We start from the raw sequence: 21,065 nt of genomic DNA, 5'->3' as shown, positions 1-21,065 counted from the left end.
GTAACTTTCTGTCACGGAGACAGGGGAAGACACAGGGGGTGTCAAATGACAAAGATAAAACACACCATGACGAAGCGTGAAAGCAGAGAGGCGCGAGCGGGCTGGCTGTTTATCAGTCCGTGGCTGATAGGCTTCCTCTGTCTGACAGGAGGACCATTGCTTTTTTCGCTGTATGCATCATTTACTAATTATAATATGACTTCCAGAATGGACTTTATTGGGCTTTCCAATTACATAAAGATGTTTACAAAGGATCCTGTATTCTGGAAGTCATTGGGAAATACACTTTACTACGTGGCGCTGGCAGTGCCCAGCTCCTGTATCTGTGCGATTTTTCTTGCGACGCTGCTGAACCAGAAGGTAAAGGGTACACCGCTGTTTCGGATGCTTTTTTACCTGCCTACCGTACTTTCTGGTGTGGCGGTATATCAGCTCTGGATGCAGCTGCTGGCGCCTCAGAGCGGACTGATCAATTCCGTGCTGCGGCTGGTGGGGATCGAAGGGCCTTCCTGGCTCTCCGATCCGGCCTGGACGAAACCGTCTTTGGTTATGATGCGGGTATGGGCGCTGGGAACCAGCATGCTGTTATACTTATCTTCTATGAATTCGGTTTCCAAGGATTTGTATGAAGCGGCCGATATTGACGGCGCCTCTTTTTTACAGAAATTCCGCAAGATTACACTGCCGCAGATTTCACCAATTATCTTTTTTGACATCATCACCAATATGACGGGTGCATTTCAGGTATTCCAGGAGGCGCTGGTCATGAGCAAGAACGGAAAGGGAGATCCGGCAGGTTCCCTTCTGTTCTATAATCTGCATATTTATCAGGAGGCATTTACCCATTACGACATGGGATATGCGTCGGCGATGGCATGGTTTTTGCTCCTGATTGTTATGTCGATAACTGTGGTCAATCTGATTGCATCAAAATACTGGGTACATACGGAAGAAGGTGAGACGTAATGGCTGCTGATACGAAAACAGGAAAAAGGGGCGGACTGACCAGCAGACGCAGGAAAAAGACAATCGTCAATGTGATCTGTTTCATTCTTCTGGCGGCCGCGTCCCTGACGGTGCTCATGCCCCTGTGGTTTATGGTGTCCACCGCCTTAAAGAGCATGGATGAGATATTTACGTATCCGATTACGTGGTATCCCCACGAGCCAATATGGAGCAACTTTAAGGATGCCTGGGTAAGCGCGGAATTTACCCGTTGGTTTTTCAATTCCGTATTTGTGGCGGCATTTGCCATTCTTGGCGGTGTTCTCGCTAATTCTCTGGTAGCCTACGGATTCGCAAAGATACGGTTTCCAGGCAGAAACATCATGTTCTCCATTATACTGGCGACGATGATGATTCCGGAATTTGTGACGATGATCCCCCAGTATGTCCTGTATGCGAAGCTGGGATGGGTCGGCACGTATCTGCCGCTTATTGTACCGCAGTTTATGGGATCAGCATATTTTATCTTTATGCTCCGGCAGTTTTACGCGGGGATTCCCAACTCGGTCATTGAGTCGGCGCAGATCGACGGCGCCTCCCATTTCCGGATCTGGAGAAGCATCATGCTTCCTATGGCCAAGCCTGCAATCATGACAGTGGTAGTACTCTCCTTTAACTGGAGCTGGAATGACTTTTTGAAGCCGCTGCTGTACTTGATGGATACGAAGACTTTCACCTTGCAGCTGGGGCTTAAGATATTTGTGAGCCAGTCCAATACCCAGTGGAACTACTTAATGGCGGCTTCCTGTATTGTTTTACTTCCGATTATTGTCGTTTTCATGTGCCTGCAGAGATACTTTACAGATGGCATGAATATTGGCGGAGCGGTAAAAGGTTAGTTTATTGATGCTGTTCACTCTGTTGAAGCCTTTGGCGAATTGAAATATCATTTGCCCTGAAGTATAATGGTACTATGAAATTCAGACAAATGAAAAAGGAAAAGGAAGAAATATGGCAGACCAGAATAATCAGGTACAGCTCAAGAATTTTAACAGAAGAACAGTGCTGGGTTACATCAGAAGGAACGGCACGGCTACGAAGGCAGGACTCGCCAGCGTTACCGGCCTGACGTTTATGGCGATCAAGAAGATCCTGGCAGAGCTCCAGGAACTGAATCTCATCCGTGACGGACAGATGGAATCGGGCGGCATGGGCAGAAAAGCAGTATCCTATGTGATCAATGAGAATTACCGCTACACCATAGGCATCCATATCAATAAATTTATTACCGGTATTGCCCTCTTAAATCTGCGGGGGCAGATTCTGGCCATCGAGCGGTATTCCATGGATAAGGAATTTGAGAATCAGAACGATTTTGTGACCATGCTGGTTGAGGCTGTGAACAGAGTGATAGAAAAATCCGGTGTAAAGCGGGACGATATTCTGGGGATTGGTGTAGGCGCTCCAGGTCCCTTGGACTGTGAAAGCGGCGTAATCCTGACTCCGCCCAATATGCCGATGCTGGATTACCTTCCTTTGAAGGAAACGCTGGAGGGAAGAACCGGTTTTCCCGTCTTTCTGAATAAAGATACGAATGTAATCGCATTTGCCGAGTACTGGTACAGAAATAACCGGGACTGCTCCAATCTCGCATATGTGGAAGTGGATATGGGAATCGGCAGCGGTATCATTATCGATGGAAAGCTGAACGTAGGCGCCAACTGTATCGCCGGTGAGTTCGGCCATATCACCATTGATTTAAACGGTCCGCTCTGCAACTGCGGGAACCGCGGATGCCTGGAGGCCATGAGCTCCGGCATTGCTGTACTGCGGATGCTGGGAGAACAGCTTGAGAATCAGAAGGAGCACCCGCTTTACCATAAGAGGAATTCCCTGACGATTGAAGATGTGTTTGAGATGACGGACAAAAAGGATCTGCTCACCATTTCCATCTTAAACCGCTCCGCTTTCTATGTCGGAGTGGCGGTCAGCAATCTGATCAATACCTTTGATCCCGAGATGATTATTCTGGGCGGAATCCTGATACAGAAGTATCCCATGTATTTTAATATTGTCCAGGATGTGGCGAATCAGAGGAAGGTGAAGGGAGCAAAGGAAAACTTTATGGCGGTATCCGTATTAAGGGAAAATGCAGGTGTCATTGGAGCCGGCGAGATTGTGACGGATCACTTCTTCAATCAGTTTGTGAACGAAGTGTTCCATTAAAAAGAGAAAAAGAAGAAAAAAGGGGTTCTATGTTTAGCAGCAGAAAAATAACTCAGTGTGATCAGATAGAAGTGATTTGGGATGACAGAGTAGTTTTTCTGCTGTCTCTTTCTCCAGAGGAAGGGACGGCGGGAGAACTGCAGGAGACAGCAGCGGAAGATACGGTGCTTATTACGGTGCGGGCGGAAAAGGAGACGAGGGAGCCCTGTTTTGGACCACAGACATATTTTGATCCCCAGGAAGGCTTTGTATACCATATGGAGCTTCCAGAGACGGAACGTTTCCTTGCCGTCTATCAGCATAAGGACTGGTGGGTCAGACCCGCTTTTTTTTCGGACATAAGATCGCTTCCGGACAGGACGCAGCTCCTTCTGTTTCAGAATGGAGCCACGTATTTCGTCATTCTTTCCGTATGCGGGGAGAATTGCCGGACGGATTTATGTGGGGAGGAATCACACGAGGGAGATCATTCCTGGTCCGAGAACCGTTTGTCAGTCCGCATGGCGTCAAATGCGGGAAACAGAAACCGCATGGAAGACTTAAGTATGGTGCTTGCCGGAGGAACTGACCCGTATCTCTGCTGTGAGAGAGCGGTTAAGGCGGCTCTTAACAGGCTGGGGAGAGCTTCCATGTTCCGAAAAAACAGGAGGTTTCCAGAAAAACTGGATTCCTTTGGCTGGTGCACCTGGGATGCCTTTTACCACAAGGTCTCTCATGAAGGCGTGATGAAAAAAATGAGAGAGTTCCAGACGAAGCAGCTTCCGGTGAAGTGGGTGCTGATTGACGATGGGTGGCTTGACGCAGATTACGATAAAAAGGTGCTGTTTGATTTGGACGCAGATAAAGAGCGTTTTCCGGAGGGCTTGAAAGGCTGTGTAAAGGAGCTGAAGAAAATCTGGAAGGTGGACAGCGTGGGTGTCTGGCACGCCGTCATGGGCTATTGGAACGGTCTGGCCAGCGGTTCTCCGGCCGTCCGGAAACTGAAGATAGGTTCCAGGAGGGTGCCGGATGGGCGGATTCTTCCGGAACCGGATGCCGGAAAGGCATTTACCTTTTTTGAAACGTGGCATGAGTATTTAAAGAACCACTGCGGCATTGATTTTGTAAAGGTGGACGGACAAAGTGCAGTCTCGCTGGCTTACAAAGGGTTAGAGACGTATGGACATGCCTCCCGGGAGATTCAGAAAGGGCTGAACGCATCGGCGGCGCTTTATTTTGACAACTGTATCATCAACTGTATGGGGATGGCCTGTGAGGATATGTGGAACCGTCCCAGCAGCGCCGTAGCCAGAAGCAGCGACGACTTCGTCCCGGAGGTACTTCACGGTTTCCGGGAACACGCGGTACAGAACAGCTATAATTCACTTCTTCAGGGTCAGTTTTTCTGGGGAGACTGGGATATGTTTTTCAGCAGCCATGAGGAAAACTGGCAGAATTCCATTCTCCGCGCGGTAAGCGGAGGCCCGGTCTATGTGAGCGACCGGGTGGGAGAGACGGATCCGGACTATATCCGGCCCCTTATCACAGGAGCAGGGCGTGTGATCCGGTGTGAGGACGTGGGGATGCCTACGACGGACTGTCTGTTTGAAAACCCGGCAGACACGCTGCGGCCGCTTAAGATATTTAACCGGTACGGAGAAAACTATGTGATTGGCGCCTTCCATATCTGCGGAAAAGAAGAAATCTGCCAGGGGAAGCTTGATAAGACTGACATTCCGGCACTTTCTGGACGAAACTGGCTGGTATACGATTATAAAGCGAGGACGGTATGCAGACTGGGAGATGCCGGGATAAGCTTTTTGCTGCCGGAAGGCGGGGCGAATCTGTTCCTGCTCGTTCCGGACTGCGGCCGGGGCAGGCTGATCGGAATACTGGAAAAGTATATTTCCTGTGGCGGCCTCCGAATCCTGCGCGAAGAGGAATGCCGTGTGACTGCGCTCGTTTGTGAGGCCGGCACGCTTGGCTTTGCAGCGGATCAGGGACCGTACCGGGTGCGGATTGACGGCAGGGAATGTGAGGCGGTCTGCCGGGGCGGGATGCTCTGGACTGTTCAGTGTGAAAAAGTGGACTGCCTGGTGGAGATAGAGTGGTATGGGAAAGGTGAGGTTGTGTGATGATATCTTTGGGAATTGATATAGGGACCACTTCGATCTGTGCGGTTCTCTATGATCTGACAGAAGATAAAATAATGAGGAGTGTAAGTGCACCTAATTCCTTTGTAAATACAGGAAGCTATCTTCAGGATCCGGATAGAATTGTATCGGTGGTAAAAGAGTTATATAAAGAATTGATGATGGAATTAAAGCTGTGGACCGGGGAACGTGGAACAAGAAAAGATATGACGCTGGCCGGAGTGGGAATATCCAGTCAGATGCATGGTATTTTGTATACAGACAGTATGGGGAAGGCGGCAACCCCGCTTTACACCTGGAAAAATGAAGACGGGAATAAGGAGTACCGTGATGGCCTGACCTATGCCCGTTATCTGACGAAGAAGGTGGGACTGCCCTTTTATACGGGGTATGGGAGTGTCACACATTTTTACCTTCAGGAGACCGGACGGATTCCGGATAACGCGGCCGCATTTGTTGGGATTGGAGATTATCTGGCCATGCAATTAACCGGAAGCCGAAAGGCGGTCGTTCATAAGACGATGGCGGCCAGCTTCGGTGGCTGTCACCTGGAGGACGGCCGGTTTGAGCTGGAAAAACTTGCAGCAGCCGGCGTGGATATTTCCTATTATCCCGTTGTTGCAGGGGCGAAAGATCTGACTGCCGGATCTATGAAAGTGGAGAGTGAGACGGATTTGCCGGGCGGGGGTCGTGCTGTGCCAGAATCGGTTCCGGTGCTTTATGCGGTAGGGGACAATCAGGCCAGCTTCCTGGGGGCTGTCAGGGATCAGGAGCATAGCGTCAGCATCAATGTGGGAACCGGCTCTCAGGTGTCCGTTTACAGCAGAGAATTTAATCCTATAGCGGGAAATGATATACGCCCCTGGATTGGAGACGGATATTTATATGTGGGTGCCTCTTTAAATGGAGGAAAAGTGTACGAGCGTCTGGCTGCATTTTTTGCGGAAGTCTGCGAGAAATTTACGGGACAGAAGACCGATACCTACAAGATGATGGAACACCTGGCGGTGAAGAAAAAAGAGACCGGACTGCGCGCGGTACCGACTCTTTATGGAAGCAGGAAAGAGACGGAATCGGGGCAGGTAGCGGGAATCTACGGGTTAAACCCGGATAATTTCCATCCGGAAGACTTCATCCGCAGCTTTACGGCGGGTATGGCCCGTGAGCTGTTCTCCCTATACAGCACATTTCCGGACATGGTATGTGTGGGGAAGACGCAGATTGTAGCGTCCGGCAATGGGATTCGGAAAAATACGCTTTTGAGGGAAGATGTGGAACGTGTATTCGGTTTGCCGGTTATTTTTACGGATCGGGAAGAAGAGGCGGCGTCCGGCGCGGCGCTGTACGTCCGCCGCGCGGTCATTGAGGGGGGAGCAGAATGCAGATAATTGCAGGAATTGATATTGGAGGAACGAAGAGCGCCGTCTCCTTTGCCCGTTATGCGGACGGAGGAATCGAGATCCTGGATAAGGTGAAAAGGCCTACGAAGACAGATGATTACAGGTCAGCTTTTGAAGAGTACATCGGAATTATCCAGACACAGTTAAAAACGAATCCGGACTGGCGGCTCTGTTCCATCGGTATTTCGTGCGGAGGGCCGCTGGACGCGGAAAAAGGAGTCATCATGGCGCCTCCTAATTTGCCCAAATGGGATAACGCAGATATTTTTACACCCTTACAAAACGCATTCCGCGTTCCGGTTATGCTGCAGAACGACGCGGATGCGTGTGCGCTGGCAGAGTGGAGGCTTGGTGCGGGAAAAGGGACGAAAAATATGGTGTTTTTAACCTTTGGAACCGGAATGGGAGCGGGTATGATCTTAAATGGCCAGTTGTATCAGGGATCCACCTGTATGGCGGGCGAGGTGGGGCATATCCGGCTGGAAAAGGACGGGCCCTATGGGTATGGAAAAAATGGTTCCTTTGAGGGCTTTTGCAGCGGCGGAGGAATCGCCAATTTAGGAAGAATGAAGGCGAAGGAAGCCCTGGAACATGGCATTGTCCCCTCCTTCTGCAAATCAATGGACAGGCTGTCTGAAGTGGACTGTAAGAAAATCGGCAGGGCACTGGAGGAAGGTGATGCCACGGCCAGGGAGATATTTGATATCGTGGCGGAGTATTTAGGGAGAGGCATTTCTATCCTGATCGATATTTTAAATCCGGATATGATCGTACTGGGCAGTATTTACGCCAGACAGAAGGAGGCCCTTGAGCCGGGAATGCAGGCTGTGATCGCCAGAGAAGCTCTGGCCGCCTCGGGAAGAGTCTGCAAGATTGTACCGGCCACCCTGGGAGAGATGATTGGGGACTACGCGGCTGTTTCGGTAGGAATGAAAGCCTACGATGACTTTTACAGATAAGGAAATGATACGATGAAAAATAAAATTATGCTGATTACATACGCCGACAGCTTCGGTAAGAACTTAAAAGAGATGAAGGGAGTGATAGACCGGTATTTCAGAAGGGAGATTCATTCCATTCATATTCTGCCCTTCTTCCCTTCCTCCGGAGACCGGGGATTCGCACCGATCAATTACCGGGAGGTGGATAAAGCCTTTGGTACCTGGGAGGACATAAAGGATATTGCCGGTGATTACGAATTGATGTTTGACTTCATGATCAACCATCTGTCCAGGAGAAGTCCGGAATTTCTTAATTTTGTTGAAAAACATGACGAATCGGAATATGCGGATATGTTTCTGCGTTTCTGTAAGTTCTGGCCGGGCGGGGAGCCAACGGAGGCAGAAGTGGACTTACTCAATAAACGGAAGCCGTGCGCACCCTGTGAAGAAATCACATTTCGGGACGGGACCACGGAAAAGATCTGGTGTACCTTTGATGAGGAACAGATGGATCTGGATCTGCAAAACGAAGCGGCCTGGAATTACGTGGAAAGCACGCTGCGTTTTCTGATGGACCAGGGGCTCTCCCAGCTGCGGCTGGACGCATTTGCCTTTGCCACGAAAAAGGTGGGAACCACCTGCTTTTTCCTGGAGCCTGAGATATGGGAGATGATGGATCGGATTCAGCGTGTGCTGGATGAGAAGGGGATCCCCATGCTGCCGGAGATTCATGACCATTATACCGTGCAGCTTAAAATTGCAGAACATGGCTATGCAGTTTACGATTTTGTCCTGCCAGTCATGGTGCTCCATACTCTCTTTTCAGGCAGCAGCGCCAGACTCAGGCACTGGCTTTCCATCTGTCCCAGAAATCAGCAGACGACGCTGGATACCCATGACGGGCTGGGAACCGTGGATGTCGTGGATTTACTCTCCCCGGAGGAGCTTCAGGCCGTGGTCCGTCAGACTGAACAGTATGGGGCTAATTTTAAATGGGATTACAGCAGCGGAAATAGCGGCGAAAAGGTGGTGTATCAGATTAACTGCTCCTACTATTCAGCGGTGGGGGAGCGGGATGACAGCTACCTTTTGTCCCGGGCAATTCAGTTTTTTACACCGGGGATTCCTCAGGTTTACTATATGGGGCTTCTGGCAGGGGAAAATGATTATGAGCTGATGGAGCGAACCAACTATGACCGGAACATCAGCAGACATAATTATACAATAGAAGAGATTGACCGGCTGGTGGAGAAGCCGGTCGTAAAGAATCTGTGTGTAATGATGCAGTTCCGAAATGAATATCCCGTGTTTGACGGAGAGATGACGGTTCACGATGCACCGGACGAGCATCTGTGGATTTCCTGGAAGGAGGGGCAGTACCGGGCGGACTTAAAGGCGAACCTTAAGGATCATTCCTTTGTGATCACCTATCTGGACCATGAGGGCGTGGAGAAGATACTGGATCTAAATGTCTGCTAATCGGTGGAGAGAGACCACCTATCTGATAACCGGCAATACGCTGGAGGCGGTAAAACGGTCTGTATGTCTGGCACAACAGAGAAAAGCGGTTCTGCTGGCGGTGGAGGAGACGTTTCTGGCCGCAGATATAGGCAGTTTTTTAAACTGTGAAAGCAGGGCGGAATGGAGGGCATTTTTCCAGGATTCGCTGTGGGAGAACGGTTATCTGCATCCGGATGGATATAAAAAGTATCTGGAGCAGTTATGCCGCGAACAGGGAGCGGCCTTCTTATACGGATTATATTTTGTGGATGCGGTCCCTGTGGAGAAGGAGGGCATCGAGGTAAGGTTTGCCTCCAAGGGAGGGCTGTATGGAGTCCGGTGCCAATATCATGAGGCCTATGGACTGGCGAAGGATTCGGAAAAGACCGCTTATGCCGCCTGGATAACCGATGAGACTACCGGTGAAAACCGAATCCTGAAGGCGCCGTTTCGCTGGAATCCGGCGAAAACGGAAGCGGAGAATCTGCTCGCCGGACGAAGAGAACTGCTCCAGGCCTTTGGACGGTCAAAGGCGGAAAATCCGGCGCTCAATCTGGGGCGGTTTGCTTTGCGGGCGGGAGACGGCTTCCTTGCCAGTACAAAGCTGACAAGGACACATTTTGACGTGATCATAGCAGGAGGCGGCACTGCCGGAGCCATGGCGGCCCTGTATGCCGCCCGGGGCGGTGCAGAGACGGTTCTGATCGAACCGCAGTACGACCTGGGAGGAACCTCCACATTAGGAGGCGTCAGTACCTACTGGTTTGGAAACCGTTACAGAGATATGGAAGAAATTGATCGGGAGACGGACCGGATCGAGCGTAAGCTTGGAATCAGGAGAGGACCAGGGCTGTGGAGTGAGTATGACGATTTTCATGCGGGAGTCAGGGGATACGTACTGCTGAAGCTGTGTCTTGACGCTGGTGTGGCCGTGGTATTCGGGCAGATTGTCTATGATGTGGTGAAAGAGGGGAAACGCGTATGCGGCGTAAAAACCGCGGGGCATGCGGGAAAACAGACTCTGTGTGGGGCGCTGGTCATCGATGCGACCGGTGATGGGGATCTGGCGTATTATGCCGGAGCGAAGACGGTCTACGGCTCCGGCCGTGACTGTTTTACTTATTGGGCTTCTCTGGCTCAATACACGGGAACAGACGGATACCGGAATAATTTTTCGTCTATGGTGATGGCAGCTGACCCGGAGGACATGACACGGTTTACCGTTCTTGGAAGGCTGAGAGGGGAAGGGATGTTTGACCATGGGGCTTATGTGAGTATGCGTGAGAGCCGCCATATCATAGGGGAAAAAGTAATCGATCTGCGGGATTTATGCATGTTCCGGACGTATGACGACGGTATCTGCACCTTCTTTTCCAACTTTGATCCAAAAGGAAAGCTGGATGCAGATATGGTATACTGCGGCTACCTTCCGCCTCAGGTGAAAATGCAGCTTCCCTTAAGGGCGCTGATCCCGATGCACCTGGAGGGTTTTGTCCTGGAGGGCTTGTACGTGGCGGGAAAGGCAGTCTCCGCTACTCACAACGCTTTTCCCGGGCTGCGTATGCAGCCGGACCTGATGCATCAGGGGGCGGTATTGGGGCTGCTTGCGGCCAGGGCGGTATTTGAAGGCTGTCTGATTGAAGAGCTCCCCACTCCGCAGAGGAGAGAATGGATCAGGGAGACGACGGGAGACAAGCTGACTCTTCCCGGGAAACTCCGGTATCCATGTGACGGCGGAGACAATCCTGACTTTACATTTTATGCGGAACAGGTAACGGGAGACAGCCGCACACACTGGATTGATGTTCCATTTACGTATGAAGAGACGGAGATAAGTCCTCTTCTGGCTCTTGCGTGCGGTGAGAGTGATAGGGTACTGCCCTGTATCCGGAAGCGGATACAGGAACTGGAAGAGAAGGAAAACGGGCGGAACCGTGAAACACTGGCGGCTCTGAAACGGATGGCTCTGTTTCATGGCTGCGGGGATGATATGGAAGAGATTCAGCAGACTATTATGAGAAAGATAAAGGAGACTGCTCCCTGTCTGCCGATGAGAGAAGGATCTGTGATGTGTGCACAGCTTCTGCCGGATCATGGGGTAATGCCGGAGCTTGTATATGACTTAAATCTGCTGTCATGGGGGACTGGATTTTCCATGGAACCATTTTGCCTGGTGTTTGAAGCGCTGAAAAAGGAAGAACGGGATTACATGGATATCAGAAAAGGGACGTATTCCTATCTGGAATGCTTTGCCTATGCGGCCGAGAGAAGCGGCCGTACGGAATTCATCCCTCTGCTGAGGAAACTGACGGAACTGCCTGAATTTGAAGAAGCGCTGCGGGAAGAAAATCAGGTATCGCTGCTGGCGGAACGTCTTCAGACACTGCTGCTCCTGCTTTACCGGGCGTTAGCCGGGCTGGGAGCGGAAGAGGGGATAAAAGGCCTGGAGCAGTTGAGCACGGTTCGCTGTCTGGCGATCCGCAAATCTGCGGAGATGGGACGGAAAGCCGTAAAAGAAGGGACTTTCGACAGAACAGAAAAAACATGGTGAGTGTGTACGGAGGCGTGATGGAGAAAAAACAGCTCTATATGATAGGAAATTCCCATATTGATCCGGTGTGGTTCTGGGAGTGGGAGGAGGGGATGCAGGAGGTAAAGGCTACGTATCAGTCTGCACTGGACAGAATGCGGGAGTTTGAGGAATACAAATTTACCTCCACGTCCACAGCTTTCTTTCAGTGGATTGAAAAGCTGCTGCCCGATTTATTGAAGGAGATCAGGCAGCGGGTTCTGGAGGGCAGGTGGGAGATAACCGGAGGCTGGTTTATTGAGCCGGACTGTCTTCTGCCCTGCGGAGAAGCGTTTGCCCGCCATGGCCTGTACGGCCAGCGCTATTTAAAAGACCGTTTCGGGGAAATCTGCCGGATTGGCTCCAATGTAGACAGCTTTGGCCACAGCGGAAACCTTCCGCAGATATTGAGGAAAAGCGGCATGGATTCCTATGTGTTCATGCGCCCCAGGCTGAATACCCCGGTTTTTCGGTGGGAAAGTCCGGATGGAAGCAGTGTGAATGCCATATGTCTCCCAGCGGAGTACACCACCTGGTTCAGAGAGCCTACCCTGAAAAATATAGATGATACGCTGAAACGAACAAAGGGATACGACAGAATGGTCTGCTGCTATGGCGTTGGAAATCACGGGGGAGGACCGACGATCGAGAATATCGAGACGATCCGTGAACAGACGGAGGACTTTGACGGAGCGGATCTGCATTTTTCTTCCTTTGGGGAGTTTCTGAAAGATATCAGGGACTGGGAACTGCCTGTGAGAAAGGGACCGTTTGAACGAATAAATGAGGGCTGCTATTCCAATGATTCGGAATTTAAGCGTCTGAACCGCCTTGCGGAGGGCCTGCTCATAGCGGCCGACACATATCTGGCCATGGCGGCTGCGCAGACAGGGGAATGGCCGGAAGAAACTACAAAGATAGAGGAGCTGTGGAACACGCTGCATTTCAATGAGTTTCATGACACCATGGGCGGCACCACCATTAAGCCGGCGCGGGAGGAAGCGGTGATGCAGCTTTCGGCGGTATGCGCAAAAGCCGCTTTCATCAGAGAGACGGCGAAGCAGAGAATCGTAAACAGTCTGGATACCAGCGGCGTGGGATATCCGTTGTTCCTGTTCAATCCTTATGGCAAAGACTTTTCCGACTGCGTGGAGGTGGAACTGGAATGGTTTTGCCAGAGCCCTCTTAAGGTGTCAGATCCTTTTGGTAATGAGGTTCCGTACCAGAGAATTCATACTGCGGCCAAAGTCCGCCATACGGTGCTGGGAGGCAGACGCCGCATCGTCTTTTATGCATCGGTTCCCTCCTGCGGTTATGCCGTATACCGGCTTTCTAAAGAGGCCCCGTCTCTTGGGTTTAATCAGAAGATGGAAATTGATAATCCGGATCCCTATACGCTGGAAAACCAGTTTCTACGGGCCGAATTTGATAAGAAAACGGGAATGCTGTGTGTCCTGATGGATAGAACCACAGGATACGACGCCTTAAAAGGCCCGGCTTCGGTCCGGCTGTATGTGGACGAGCGGGACGCGTGGGGCGGTCTGCAGGGCAGGCGTTACGAGGACAGAAACGTATCATTCCGTCTGGAATCCATCGACAAGGTGGAGAGCGGAAAGAACCGGGAGACCATCCGGGTCAGGCTTACCTATGAGGGGACGAGGCTGGAGCAGCTCTATACTCTGGGAGCCGGTGAACGGGAGCTCCGGGTAGAGAACCGGCTGTGCTTTACGCAGCCGCGCGCACTCTTAAAGGCTGCCTATCCGACCGGGGAAGACTGCATCGCGACCAGAGCGGAGACCGCGTATGGAATTGTGGAGAGAGTGCATGAAGCGGATGACGGGGAATATAGTATGCAGCGTTTTCTCGATGTGGCGGATAAAAGAGGCTGTGGACTCGCTGTCGCCAATGACGGAAAATATGCATTTAATCTGACAGAGGGCAGAACACAGATAACCGTGGCCCGGAGTGCTATTTACGCTCAGGGCAGCAGTCCTGACTGGGAGAACGAAATTGAGAGCTATGAATATATGGATATCGGAACACAGACGTATCACTTACTGTTAAGGCCTTACGGGGAGCGGCTTCCTGCATCTGAGCTGTACCGCATTGCAGAGAAAGCGAACGGTTCTTATGAGTATCTCATGGACAGCGCGCACATGCCGCTTACCAGGAACGGTCGGAATTCTCTTCTCTCTTCTTTTGCAGCAACTGACCGGGATAATGTGGCGGTGCAGGTTGTGAAGAAGGCGGAGGATGACGATGGCTTCATCATACGGCTTCTGGAACTGCAGGGAGTAGATTCGGACTATCACCTGTTCCTCATGGGAAATGTGTATTCCCTGAAAATCGGGCATTATGAGATACAGACCATCAAAACGGACCGGGAAGGCAGAAACATAAAAACGGTGAATTTACTGGAATGGGAAGAGGAAAGGGATCAGAATGGAGAAAGATAAAAAATTATACATGATAGGAAATGCTCATATTGATGTTGTCTGGCTCTGGCGGTGGCAGGAGGGACTGCAGGAGGTGAAGGCAACTTTTAAATCCGTACTGGACCGGATGAAGGAATACGACGACTTTATCTTTACCGGCAGTTCTGCCGCTTATTATGAGTGGGTAGAAGAAAATGATCCCGCCATGTTTGAGGAGATCTGCATGCGGGTGAAGGAGGGCAGATGGGTGATCGTGGGCGGCTGGTGGACTGAGCCGGACTGCAACGCTCCCTGCGGGGAATCCTTTGTGAGACAGGGGCTTTATGGCCAGAGGTATTTTGAGGAGAAATTTGGTGTGAAGTCAGTCTGCGGTTATAATGTCGACAGCTTCGGCCATAACGGGAACCTTCCGCAGATCCTTAAGAAATGCGGCATGGACAGTTATGTATTCATGCGCCCTGGCCGCCACGAAAAGGGGATTGCAGGAGAAACCTTTGTCTGGAAGTCCGCCGATGGTTCGTCAGTGCATGCGTTTCGGCTTCCCTTTGAATACTGCACCTGGCCCGACCAGATTGAAGAACATGTCAGACGGTGCGCCGGTGAGATTAAGAATTCCGGAGGCGGTATCATGTGCTTTTACGGTGTCGGCAATCATGGAGGCGGTCCTACAAAGAGAAATATCGACAGTATTCACCAGATGGATGCCAGACCCGATCTGCCTGTGCTTAAGCTGTCTTCCCCTAATGAATATTTTGAGGACGTGAAAAAGAGCGGGAGGGATTTACCTGTGGTCTGCGGAGGACTGTTCCATCATTCCAGCGGCTGCTACAGTGCAGAATCGAGAGTGAAGGCATTAAACCGGGAGGCGGAGATGCGCCTGCTTATGGCGGAGCGCGTTTCCGTGATGGCAGGGCTCCTTGCCGGCGGAAAATATCCGGCAGAGGAGTATCGGAAAGCCTGGAAGAGCGTGCTGTTCAACCAGTTCCATGATATTCTGGCAGGTACCAGCCTGCGGGAGTCGTATGAGGATGCCGCAGAGGATTACGGCTATGCGCTTCACATTGCGGGAAGAGGTTTAAACAGTGCTGTTCAGTCCTTGTCCTGGCAGATAAATATTCCGATGGAAGAGGGGATGAAGCCTCTTGTCGTGGTGAATCCGAATGCGTTTGAGGCGAAGGCCGAGGTACAGGCAGAATCCTGGACGTTTCAGGAGGGAACGGTGCTGCTGGACGAGCAAGGGAACCAGATTCCCTATCAGCTGGTGCAGTCCAGCGCATCTCTGCAGGGCAGATGCTGTATCTGCTTTGTGGCGGATCTTCCTTCCCTGGGCTGGAGGACGTACCGGTTTGCAGTCAGGGAGAAGGCGGAGACATTTCCGGAGGTGACTGCTTCGGAGTGCAGTGCAGAAAATAAGTGGTTTAAACTCACCCTTGATCCGGAAACAGGATATATTACCTCGTTGTTAAAAAAGAGCGACGGCACGGAGTATTTCTCCGGTCCGGCGGCAGTCCCGGTTGTGATCAGGGATGAGAGCGATACCTGGTCACATGCAGTGCGGATTTTTGACGATGAAATCGGCCGGTTTAAAGCCATTTCTGTGCGTCTGATCGAGAGTGGTCCTGTTAAGTGCTTATTCCGTGTAACCAGCGTCTACGGTGTCTCCAGAATGATTCAGGACTTCTCTGTTTTCCAGGATCTGGATTATATTGCGGTTAAGACTACGGTAGACTGGCATGAAAAACTGGCTATGTTAAAGCTTCAGTTCCCAATGAATATGAACTACTTACGGACTAGCTGGGAAATCCCATATGGGGTGGAACAGAGAGAGCCGGACGGTGAAGAGTACCCGATGCAGATGTGGATGGATCTGGAGGGAACGAACCCTGGCATGGAGACTTCCATGAATGGGCTGTCCATCTTAAATGACGGAAAATTTGCAGGCAGCGTAGCAGGAAAGACGGCGGCGCTCACCGTGCTTCGGAGTCCGGTCTACACCCATCATGAGCCATACCAGCTGCAGGAAAACCTGGAATATGTCTATGTCGATCAGGGAACGCAGACGTTTACATACGGTCTCTATCCCCATGACGGAAGCTGGGAAAACGCGGCGACCGTGAGACGGGCAAAAATGATGAACTGCCAGCCAACAGCCCTGTTCGAGACGTACCATGAGGGAAGCCTTAAGCAGACCGGTTCCCTGCTGGAGGTCAATCAGGAAAATATCGTTGTGGAAGTGCTGAAAAAAGCGGATGACAGCAGTGGAGATGTGATCCTCCGGGCATATGAGACGGCCGGCAGGTCGGTGAAGGCAGAACTCACAATTGATGTTCTGAGACAGACCATAGAGGCGGATTTCCAGCCATTTGAAATTAAGACTCTGCGGCTGCCGGAGGTGCCGGGCAAAAAAGGCGGTGAGGCTGTCTGGACTAACATGCTGGAGGAATAGAGGATGGATCATTTGAAACGGCTTCTGGAGCGGTATCCCGCTTTATGCGGCATGAAAGAGGAGATAGAACGTGCTTATGGCCTGCTGGAAACCGCTTATTCACAGGGGGGAAAACTGCTGGTCTGTGGAAATGGAGGCAGCGCGGCAGATTCCGACCACATTGTGGGGGAACTGATGAAAGGATTCTATAAAAAGCGCCCGCTGAGTGACGCAGAAAAGGATGGGCTGGGAGATCTGGGAAACCGTCTGCAAGGCGCGCTCCCTGCGGTCTCGCTGACAGGGCACAGCGCCCTGTCCACTGCCTTTTTAAATGACGTAGACCCGGAAATGGTATTTGCCCAGCAGGTGTACGGCTACGGAAGGCGCGGTGATGTGCTGGCGGCAATCAGTACTTCCGGCAATTCCGTAAATGTGGTAAATGCCGCCAGGGTGGCAAAAGCAAAGGGCCTTTCTGTCATTTCTCTGACCGGAAGCGCCGGGGGTGTCTTAAAGGAAATCAGTCACGTATGCCTTGCGGTGCCGGCGGAGGTGACAGCCGACGTCCAGGAACTGCATCTTCCCGTCTATCATACGCTGTGCGCGATGTTGGAGGAACACTTCTTCCCCGATACAGACGCCCGGTGAAGCGCGGAATATGAGGTGAAAGAAAATCAATTTATCCTGACGGTAATGCTTCAGAAGAGAAACACGGAGAAATGACGCTGGAAGGTGGTTATAAAGCAGAGGAGGCTTGGACGCGGATGCGTTTCAGCTGCCTCTGCTTTTTTGGTTCACACTTTTATCACAGAAACATCAAAATATGAACACAGAATCAACACATTTATTTTTTACCCTATGTATTAACACCGAATATGCGAGGCGTGCAGTGAGGCCAGATGTCAGCGGCCCTTTCCCGCGCCCGTGTAAATATAGAATTCAGGAGGAGAACGAGTTGATAGAAGTAAAGAATCTCGTAAAAGATTACGGCGGCCATCTGGCAGTGGATCATCTGAACTTTACCATCGAAGACGGTCAGATTTACGGCTTTTTAGGACCTAACGGCGCCGGAAAATCGACTACCATGAACATCATGACCGGTTATATCGGTGCTACGGAGGGAGATGTCCTGATTAACGGACACAACATACTGGAAGAACCTGAGGAAGCGAAGAAATGTATCGGCTATCTGCCGGAGCTTCCTCCTCTTTATGTCGATATGACGGTTATGGAGCAGCTGGATTTTGCAGCGGAATTAAAACGGATACCGAAGAAGGAACGAAAAAGTGCCATCGGCGAGGTGGTGGCGCTGGCGAAGCTGGAAGACGTGCAGGGAAGGCTGATCCGAAATCTGTCAAAAGGCTACAGACAGCGTGTCGGGCTGGCCCAGGCGGTGCTCGGTATGCCTCCTGTGATCATTTTAGATGAGCCGACTGTAGGCCTCGATCCAAAACAAATTATCGAGATCCGGGATATGATCCGGGAACTGGGAGAAAAACACACAGTGATATTAAGCTCCCACATCCTTTCCGAGGTCAGCGCGGTCTGCGACCACATCCTGATCATAGACCGTGGAAAGCTGATTGCCAGCGACACGCCGGAGAATCTGGAGCGTCAGATGGCCGGGGCCGCCGGCATGGAACTGCTCGTCAAGGGACAGGAAGAAGAGATCCGGGAGATTCTCGAAGCGATTGACGGAGCAGAGGAAATCGCGGTGAGCGAGAGCGGCGAGGAAGGCGTGAGGAAGGTGAGCTTCCAGCTGATGGGAGAGAATTGCCTGGAAGATGGGGCTGAGGACGCGGAGAGAGAGGAGAGCGAAGAGAGAGAGGAAAGTGAAGAAAACGAAGACATGAATATCATTCCGCAGACGGACATCAGAGAGACTATTTTCTTTGCGTTTGCAGACCGGAGGATCCCGATTTTATCCATGCATACTTCAAAGGCATCTCTGGAAGAAGTATTCCTGGAACTGACTGCGGACAATGCTTCGGGCGCGGAAGGAGAGGAAATTGATTCCAACAATGCTTCGTACGCGGCAGAGGAAAATAATCCCGACAATGCTTCGTACGCGGCAGAAGAGAAAAATGATTCCGACAATACCTTGTACGCAGCAGAAGAGGAAAATAATCCCGACAATGCTTTGTACGCAGCAGAAGAGGAAAATGATCCTGACAAAGACTTCACGGCGGAAACAGAAAAGGAGGAAGTATAAATGGCGGCGATTTATAAAAGGGAATTGAAGTCGTATTTCCAATGCATGACCGGATATGTATTCATCGCGTTTCTGGTTCTGTTTGTCGGAATTTACTTCATGGCTTACAATCTGATGAGCGGTTATCCGTATTTTTCCTATACATTGTCCGGCATGGTAACGATCGTGATGATCGGCATTCCGGTTTTGACCATGAGAAGCTTTGCAGATGACAGGAAGACGAAGACGGACCAGCTGCTTCTCACAGCACCGGTTTCCGTACCGAAAATGGTTCTGGCCAAATATCTGTCCATGGTTACTGTTTTTGCGGTTCCGGTCCTCATTTCCTGCCTTTGCCCGCTCATAATAAAGATGAACGGAACGGCATACTTAAAGACGGATTACGCGTCAATTCTGGCGTTTTTCCTTCTGGGCTGTGTTTACATTGCCATTGGAATGTTTATATCGTCCACGACAGAGAGCCAGATTATTGCGGCGGTGGGAACCTTCGGAGTCATTTTGCTGCTGCTTTTATGGCCCAGCCTCGTGAACTTCCTTCCGACCTCGGCCTCCGGCTCGCTGGTGGGCTTCCTGCTTCTCTGGACACTTTGCGTGGTGATCCTTCATCGGGTAACGAGCCATAACCTTCTGGCGTTTGTGCTGGAGGCGGCGGGAATCGTCGCCCTGGTGGGAGCGTATGTTGCCAAAAAGAGCATGTTTGACCGCGCTCTCGTAAATCTTGTAGAGAAGATTGCGGTTACGGATGTGTTTCAGAATTTTGCCAACAACTATATTTTTGATGCGGGTGGTCTTATTTACTATGCGAGCATTATTTTTCTGCTGGTATTTCTGACCGTGCAGTCCGTGGAAAAACGCAGATGGAGCTAATTACTCAAAACTAGGAGGCTGGAAATGACAAGAAAACTAAAAAAGGGCGGCTACGCGGCGATCCTTTCTGTGATCGTAATCGCAGCTGTCGTGCTGTTAAATATGATCGTAGGCCGTCTTCCTGAAAAGGTACGCCAGTGGGATTTGAGCGGTACACAGATTTATACGGTGGGAGATACGACGAAGGAGCTTCTCGCATCCCTCGATAAGGACGTAACGATTTACGTGGTGGCAGATCCATCGGCGGTGGATGACAGAATTACGAGCTTTGTTAACCGGTATGCGGATCTTTCGGATCATATTAAGGTAGAGAATGTGGATTCCGTCCTGCACCCGGATCAGGTAAAGCAGCTGAACGCAGAGAACAATACGATTCTGGTGATGTGTGAGGATAATGGAAAAACAGAAACGATCCAGATGAGCGATATCATTAAATATGACCAGATGTCTTACTATTATTACGGCCAGGCAAAGGAGACGGAGTTCGACGGAGAGGGCCAGCTTACCAGCGCTGTCTCTTATGTAACAAATGATGTGCAGAAAAATATCTATGTGACGGAAGGCCATGGGGAGGCGGCGTTAGGTACGCTTACTTCCGATATGCTGGAAAAGTCAGGCCTTACGGTAAATACCATCAACTTGCTGACTGGAGGCGGGATCCCGGAGGACTGCGAACTTCTCATGATAAATGCGCCGGCAAGTGATCTTGCTGACGATGAGAAAACCATGGTGACAGACTACCTGGATGGCGGCGGAAATGTACTTTTAATTGCCGGATATTCCGATAAGGACCGCCCCAATCTGAATGCCGTAATGACCGCCTACGGACTAAATATGGAAAATGGCCTGGCGGCCGATACAAAGAGCTACTACCAGAATAATCCCTATTACATTTTCCCGACTCTCGTATCCGGCAGTGAGATTACGACGGGAATTGACAGAAAAAGCACTGCTCTGATCCTTCAGTCCGCTGCATTTAGCCAGCTGGAGACACTTCCCGATGAGGTTACGGTAGAGCCGTTTATGGAGACAACGGATGGCGGCATGCTTGTCACGGAAAACGGGCAGACACCAGGCACCTACATTCTCGGGGCAACGGCGGTGAAAACACTGGATTCCGGTACTGCGAGACTGACGGTATTCGGTACGCCTTCTCTGATTGATGACGGATTAAACAGTACCTTTACGAATCTTACGAATCTGGACCTGTTTATGAACGCGGTAACGGCCAATTTTGAAGATGTGACCAACGTTTCCATACCGTCCAAGAGCCTCGAGGTGACATACAACACGGTGACACATGGCGGCATGTGGGGAATCGTCTTTATTCTCGTTATTCCGGTGATAACCGTGGCGGCGGGCCTTATGGTATGGCTGAAGCGGAGGCGTTTATAGAAAGTAATTATTTAGCCGTGC

14 protein-coding genes are annotated in these 21,065 nt (G+C 50.9%); all 14 read left to right on the top strand.

The genetic code is table 11. From position 1 onward, the window contains the following. Positions 1 to 45 precede the first annotated feature (45 nt). The 14 genes from M1L66_RS27970 to M1L66_RS27905 all read left to right on the top strand — a co-directional run bounded on the left by M1L66_RS27970 (position 46) and on the right by M1L66_RS27905 (position 21,044). Entirely contained in the window at positions 46 to 966 is a 921-nt protein-coding gene (locus tag M1L66_RS27970; protein ID WP_187020016.1) for a carbohydrate ABC transporter permease, read from the top strand. Continuing rightward, entirely contained in the window at positions 966 to 1,844 is an 879-nt protein-coding gene (locus M1L66_RS27965) for a carbohydrate ABC transporter permease (protein WP_187020015.1), read from the top strand. Before M1L66_RS27970 ends, M1L66_RS27965 begins: the two co-directional genes overlap by 1 nt. 112 nt (positions 1,845 to 1,956) lie before the next feature. Continuing rightward, positions 1,957 to 3,171 (top strand): ROK family protein, encoded by a 1,215-nt coding sequence (locus M1L66_RS27960; protein WP_434688973.1) that lies wholly within the window; start codon positions 1,957 to 1,959, stop codon positions 3,169 to 3,171. A 29-nt stretch (positions 3,172 to 3,200) separates the two neighbouring features. Continuing rightward, positions 3,201 to 5,285 carry a Sip1-related alpha-galactosidase gene (locus tag M1L66_RS27955; RefSeq protein ID WP_434688972.1) on the top strand — a complete coding sequence of 695 codons (2,085 nt, stop codon included), beginning with the start codon at positions 3,201 to 3,203 and terminating at the stop codon, positions 5,283 to 5,285. Further along, a complete protein-coding gene (locus tag M1L66_RS27950) occupies positions 5,285 to 6,691 on the top strand; it encodes a sedoheptulokinase (RefSeq protein WP_434688971.1) in 1,407 nt (468 codons plus the stop codon). The genes M1L66_RS27955 and M1L66_RS27950 overlap by 1 nt, the downstream gene beginning before the upstream one ends. Beyond that, on the top strand, positions 6,682 to 7,662 hold the full coding sequence (locus tag M1L66_RS27945; protein ID WP_434688970.1) for an ROK family protein: 981 nt from the start codon (positions 6,682 to 6,684) through the stop codon (positions 7,660 to 7,662). Before M1L66_RS27950 ends, M1L66_RS27945 begins: the two co-directional genes overlap by 10 nt. A 12-nt stretch (positions 7,663 to 7,674) precedes the next feature. Further along, entirely contained in the window at positions 7,675 to 9,123 is a 1,449-nt protein-coding gene (gene gtfA, locus M1L66_RS27940) for a sucrose phosphorylase (RefSeq protein ID WP_187020007.1), read from the top strand. Next, entirely contained in the window at positions 9,113 to 11,695 is a 2,583-nt protein-coding gene (locus M1L66_RS27935; protein ID WP_434688969.1) for an FAD-dependent oxidoreductase, read from the top strand. Before gtfA ends, M1L66_RS27935 begins: the two co-directional genes overlap by 11 nt. 17 nt (positions 11,696 to 11,712) lie before the next feature. Then, complete coding sequence (locus M1L66_RS27930; protein ID WP_434688968.1) at positions 11,713 to 14,169, top strand: alpha-mannosidase; 2,457 nt, start codon at positions 11,713 to 11,715, stop codon at positions 14,167 to 14,169. Further along, positions 14,156 to 16,594, top strand: a complete 2,439-nt coding sequence (locus tag M1L66_RS27925; RefSeq protein ID WP_434688967.1) for an alpha-mannosidase — start codon at positions 14,156 to 14,158, stop codon at positions 16,592 to 16,594. The genes M1L66_RS27930 and M1L66_RS27925 overlap by 14 nt, the downstream gene beginning before the upstream one ends. A 3-nt stretch (positions 16,595 to 16,597) precedes the next feature. Next, positions 16,598 to 17,218 (top strand): D-sedoheptulose-7-phosphate isomerase, encoded by a 621-nt coding sequence (locus M1L66_RS27920; protein WP_434688966.1) that lies wholly within the window; start codon positions 16,598 to 16,600, stop codon positions 17,216 to 17,218. 307 nt (positions 17,219 to 17,525) lie between these two features. Next, a complete protein-coding gene (locus M1L66_RS27915; RefSeq protein WP_187020000.1) occupies positions 17,526 to 18,782 on the top strand; it encodes an ABC transporter ATP-binding protein in 1,257 nt (418 codons plus the stop codon). Continuing rightward, positions 18,783 to 19,649: an ABC transporter permease gene (locus tag M1L66_RS27910; RefSeq protein WP_002604631.1), complete on the top strand. Its 867-nt coding sequence runs from the start codon at positions 18,783 to 18,785 to the stop codon at positions 19,647 to 19,649. Positions 19,650 to 19,673: 24 nt separating this feature from the next. Continuing rightward, complete coding sequence (locus tag M1L66_RS27905) at positions 19,674 to 21,044, top strand: GldG family protein (protein ID WP_002604630.1); 1,371 nt, start codon at positions 19,674 to 19,676, stop codon at positions 21,042 to 21,044. Positions 21,045 to 21,065 lie beyond the last annotated feature (21 nt).

It is taken from the genome of Hungatella sp. SB206, assembly GCF_051132295.1.
Taxonomy (GTDB): Bacteria; Bacillota; Clostridia; order Lachnospirales; family Lachnospiraceae; genus Hungatella; species Hungatella effluvii.
This window is presented reverse-complemented; position numbering and strand designations above follow the sequence as displayed.

Excerpts from the sequence above, each read along its gene's own strand:
- M1L66_RS27905 (WP_002604630.1), top strand. The coding sequence starts at position 19,674 with ATGACAAGAAAACTAAAAAAGGGCGGCTACGCGGCGATCCTTTCTGTG.
- M1L66_RS27910 (WP_002604631.1), top strand. The coding sequence starts at position 18,783 with ATGGCGGCGATTTATAAAAGGGAATTGAAGTCGTATTTCCAATGCATG.
- M1L66_RS27950 (WP_434688971.1), top strand. The coding sequence starts at position 5,285 with ATGATATCTTTGGGAATTGATATAGGGACCACTTCGATCTGTGCGGTT.
- M1L66_RS27920 (WP_434688966.1), top strand. The coding sequence starts at position 16,598 with ATGGATCATTTGAAACGGCTTCTGGAGCGGTATCCCGCTTTATGCGGC.
- M1L66_RS27965 (WP_187020015.1), top strand. The coding sequence starts at position 966 with ATGGCTGCTGATACGAAAACAGGAAAAAGGGGCGGACTGACCAGCAGA.
- M1L66_RS27955 (WP_434688972.1), top strand. The coding sequence starts at position 3,201 with ATGTTTAGCAGCAGAAAAATAACTCAGTGTGATCAGATAGAAGTGATT.
- M1L66_RS27945 (WP_434688970.1), top strand. The coding sequence starts at position 6,682 with ATGCAGATAATTGCAGGAATTGATATTGGAGGAACGAAGAGCGCCGTC.
- M1L66_RS27960 (WP_434688973.1), top strand. The coding sequence starts at position 1,957 with ATGGCAGACCAGAATAATCAGGTACAGCTCAAGAATTTTAACAGAAGA.
- M1L66_RS27925 (WP_434688967.1), top strand. The coding sequence starts at position 14,156 with ATGGAGAAAGATAAAAAATTATACATGATAGGAAATGCTCATATTGAT.
- M1L66_RS27930 (WP_434688968.1), top strand. The coding sequence starts at position 11,713 with ATGGAGAAAAAACAGCTCTATATGATAGGAAATTCCCATATTGATCCG.
- M1L66_RS27935 (WP_434688969.1), top strand. The coding sequence starts at position 9,113 with ATGTCTGCTAATCGGTGGAGAGAGACCACCTATCTGATAACCGGCAAT.
- gtfA (WP_187020007.1), top strand. The coding sequence starts at position 7,675 with ATGAAAAATAAAATTATGCTGATTACATACGCCGACAGCTTCGGTAAG.
- M1L66_RS27970 (WP_187020016.1), top strand. The coding sequence starts at position 46 with ATGACAAAGATAAAACACACCATGACGAAGCGTGAAAGCAGAGAGGCG.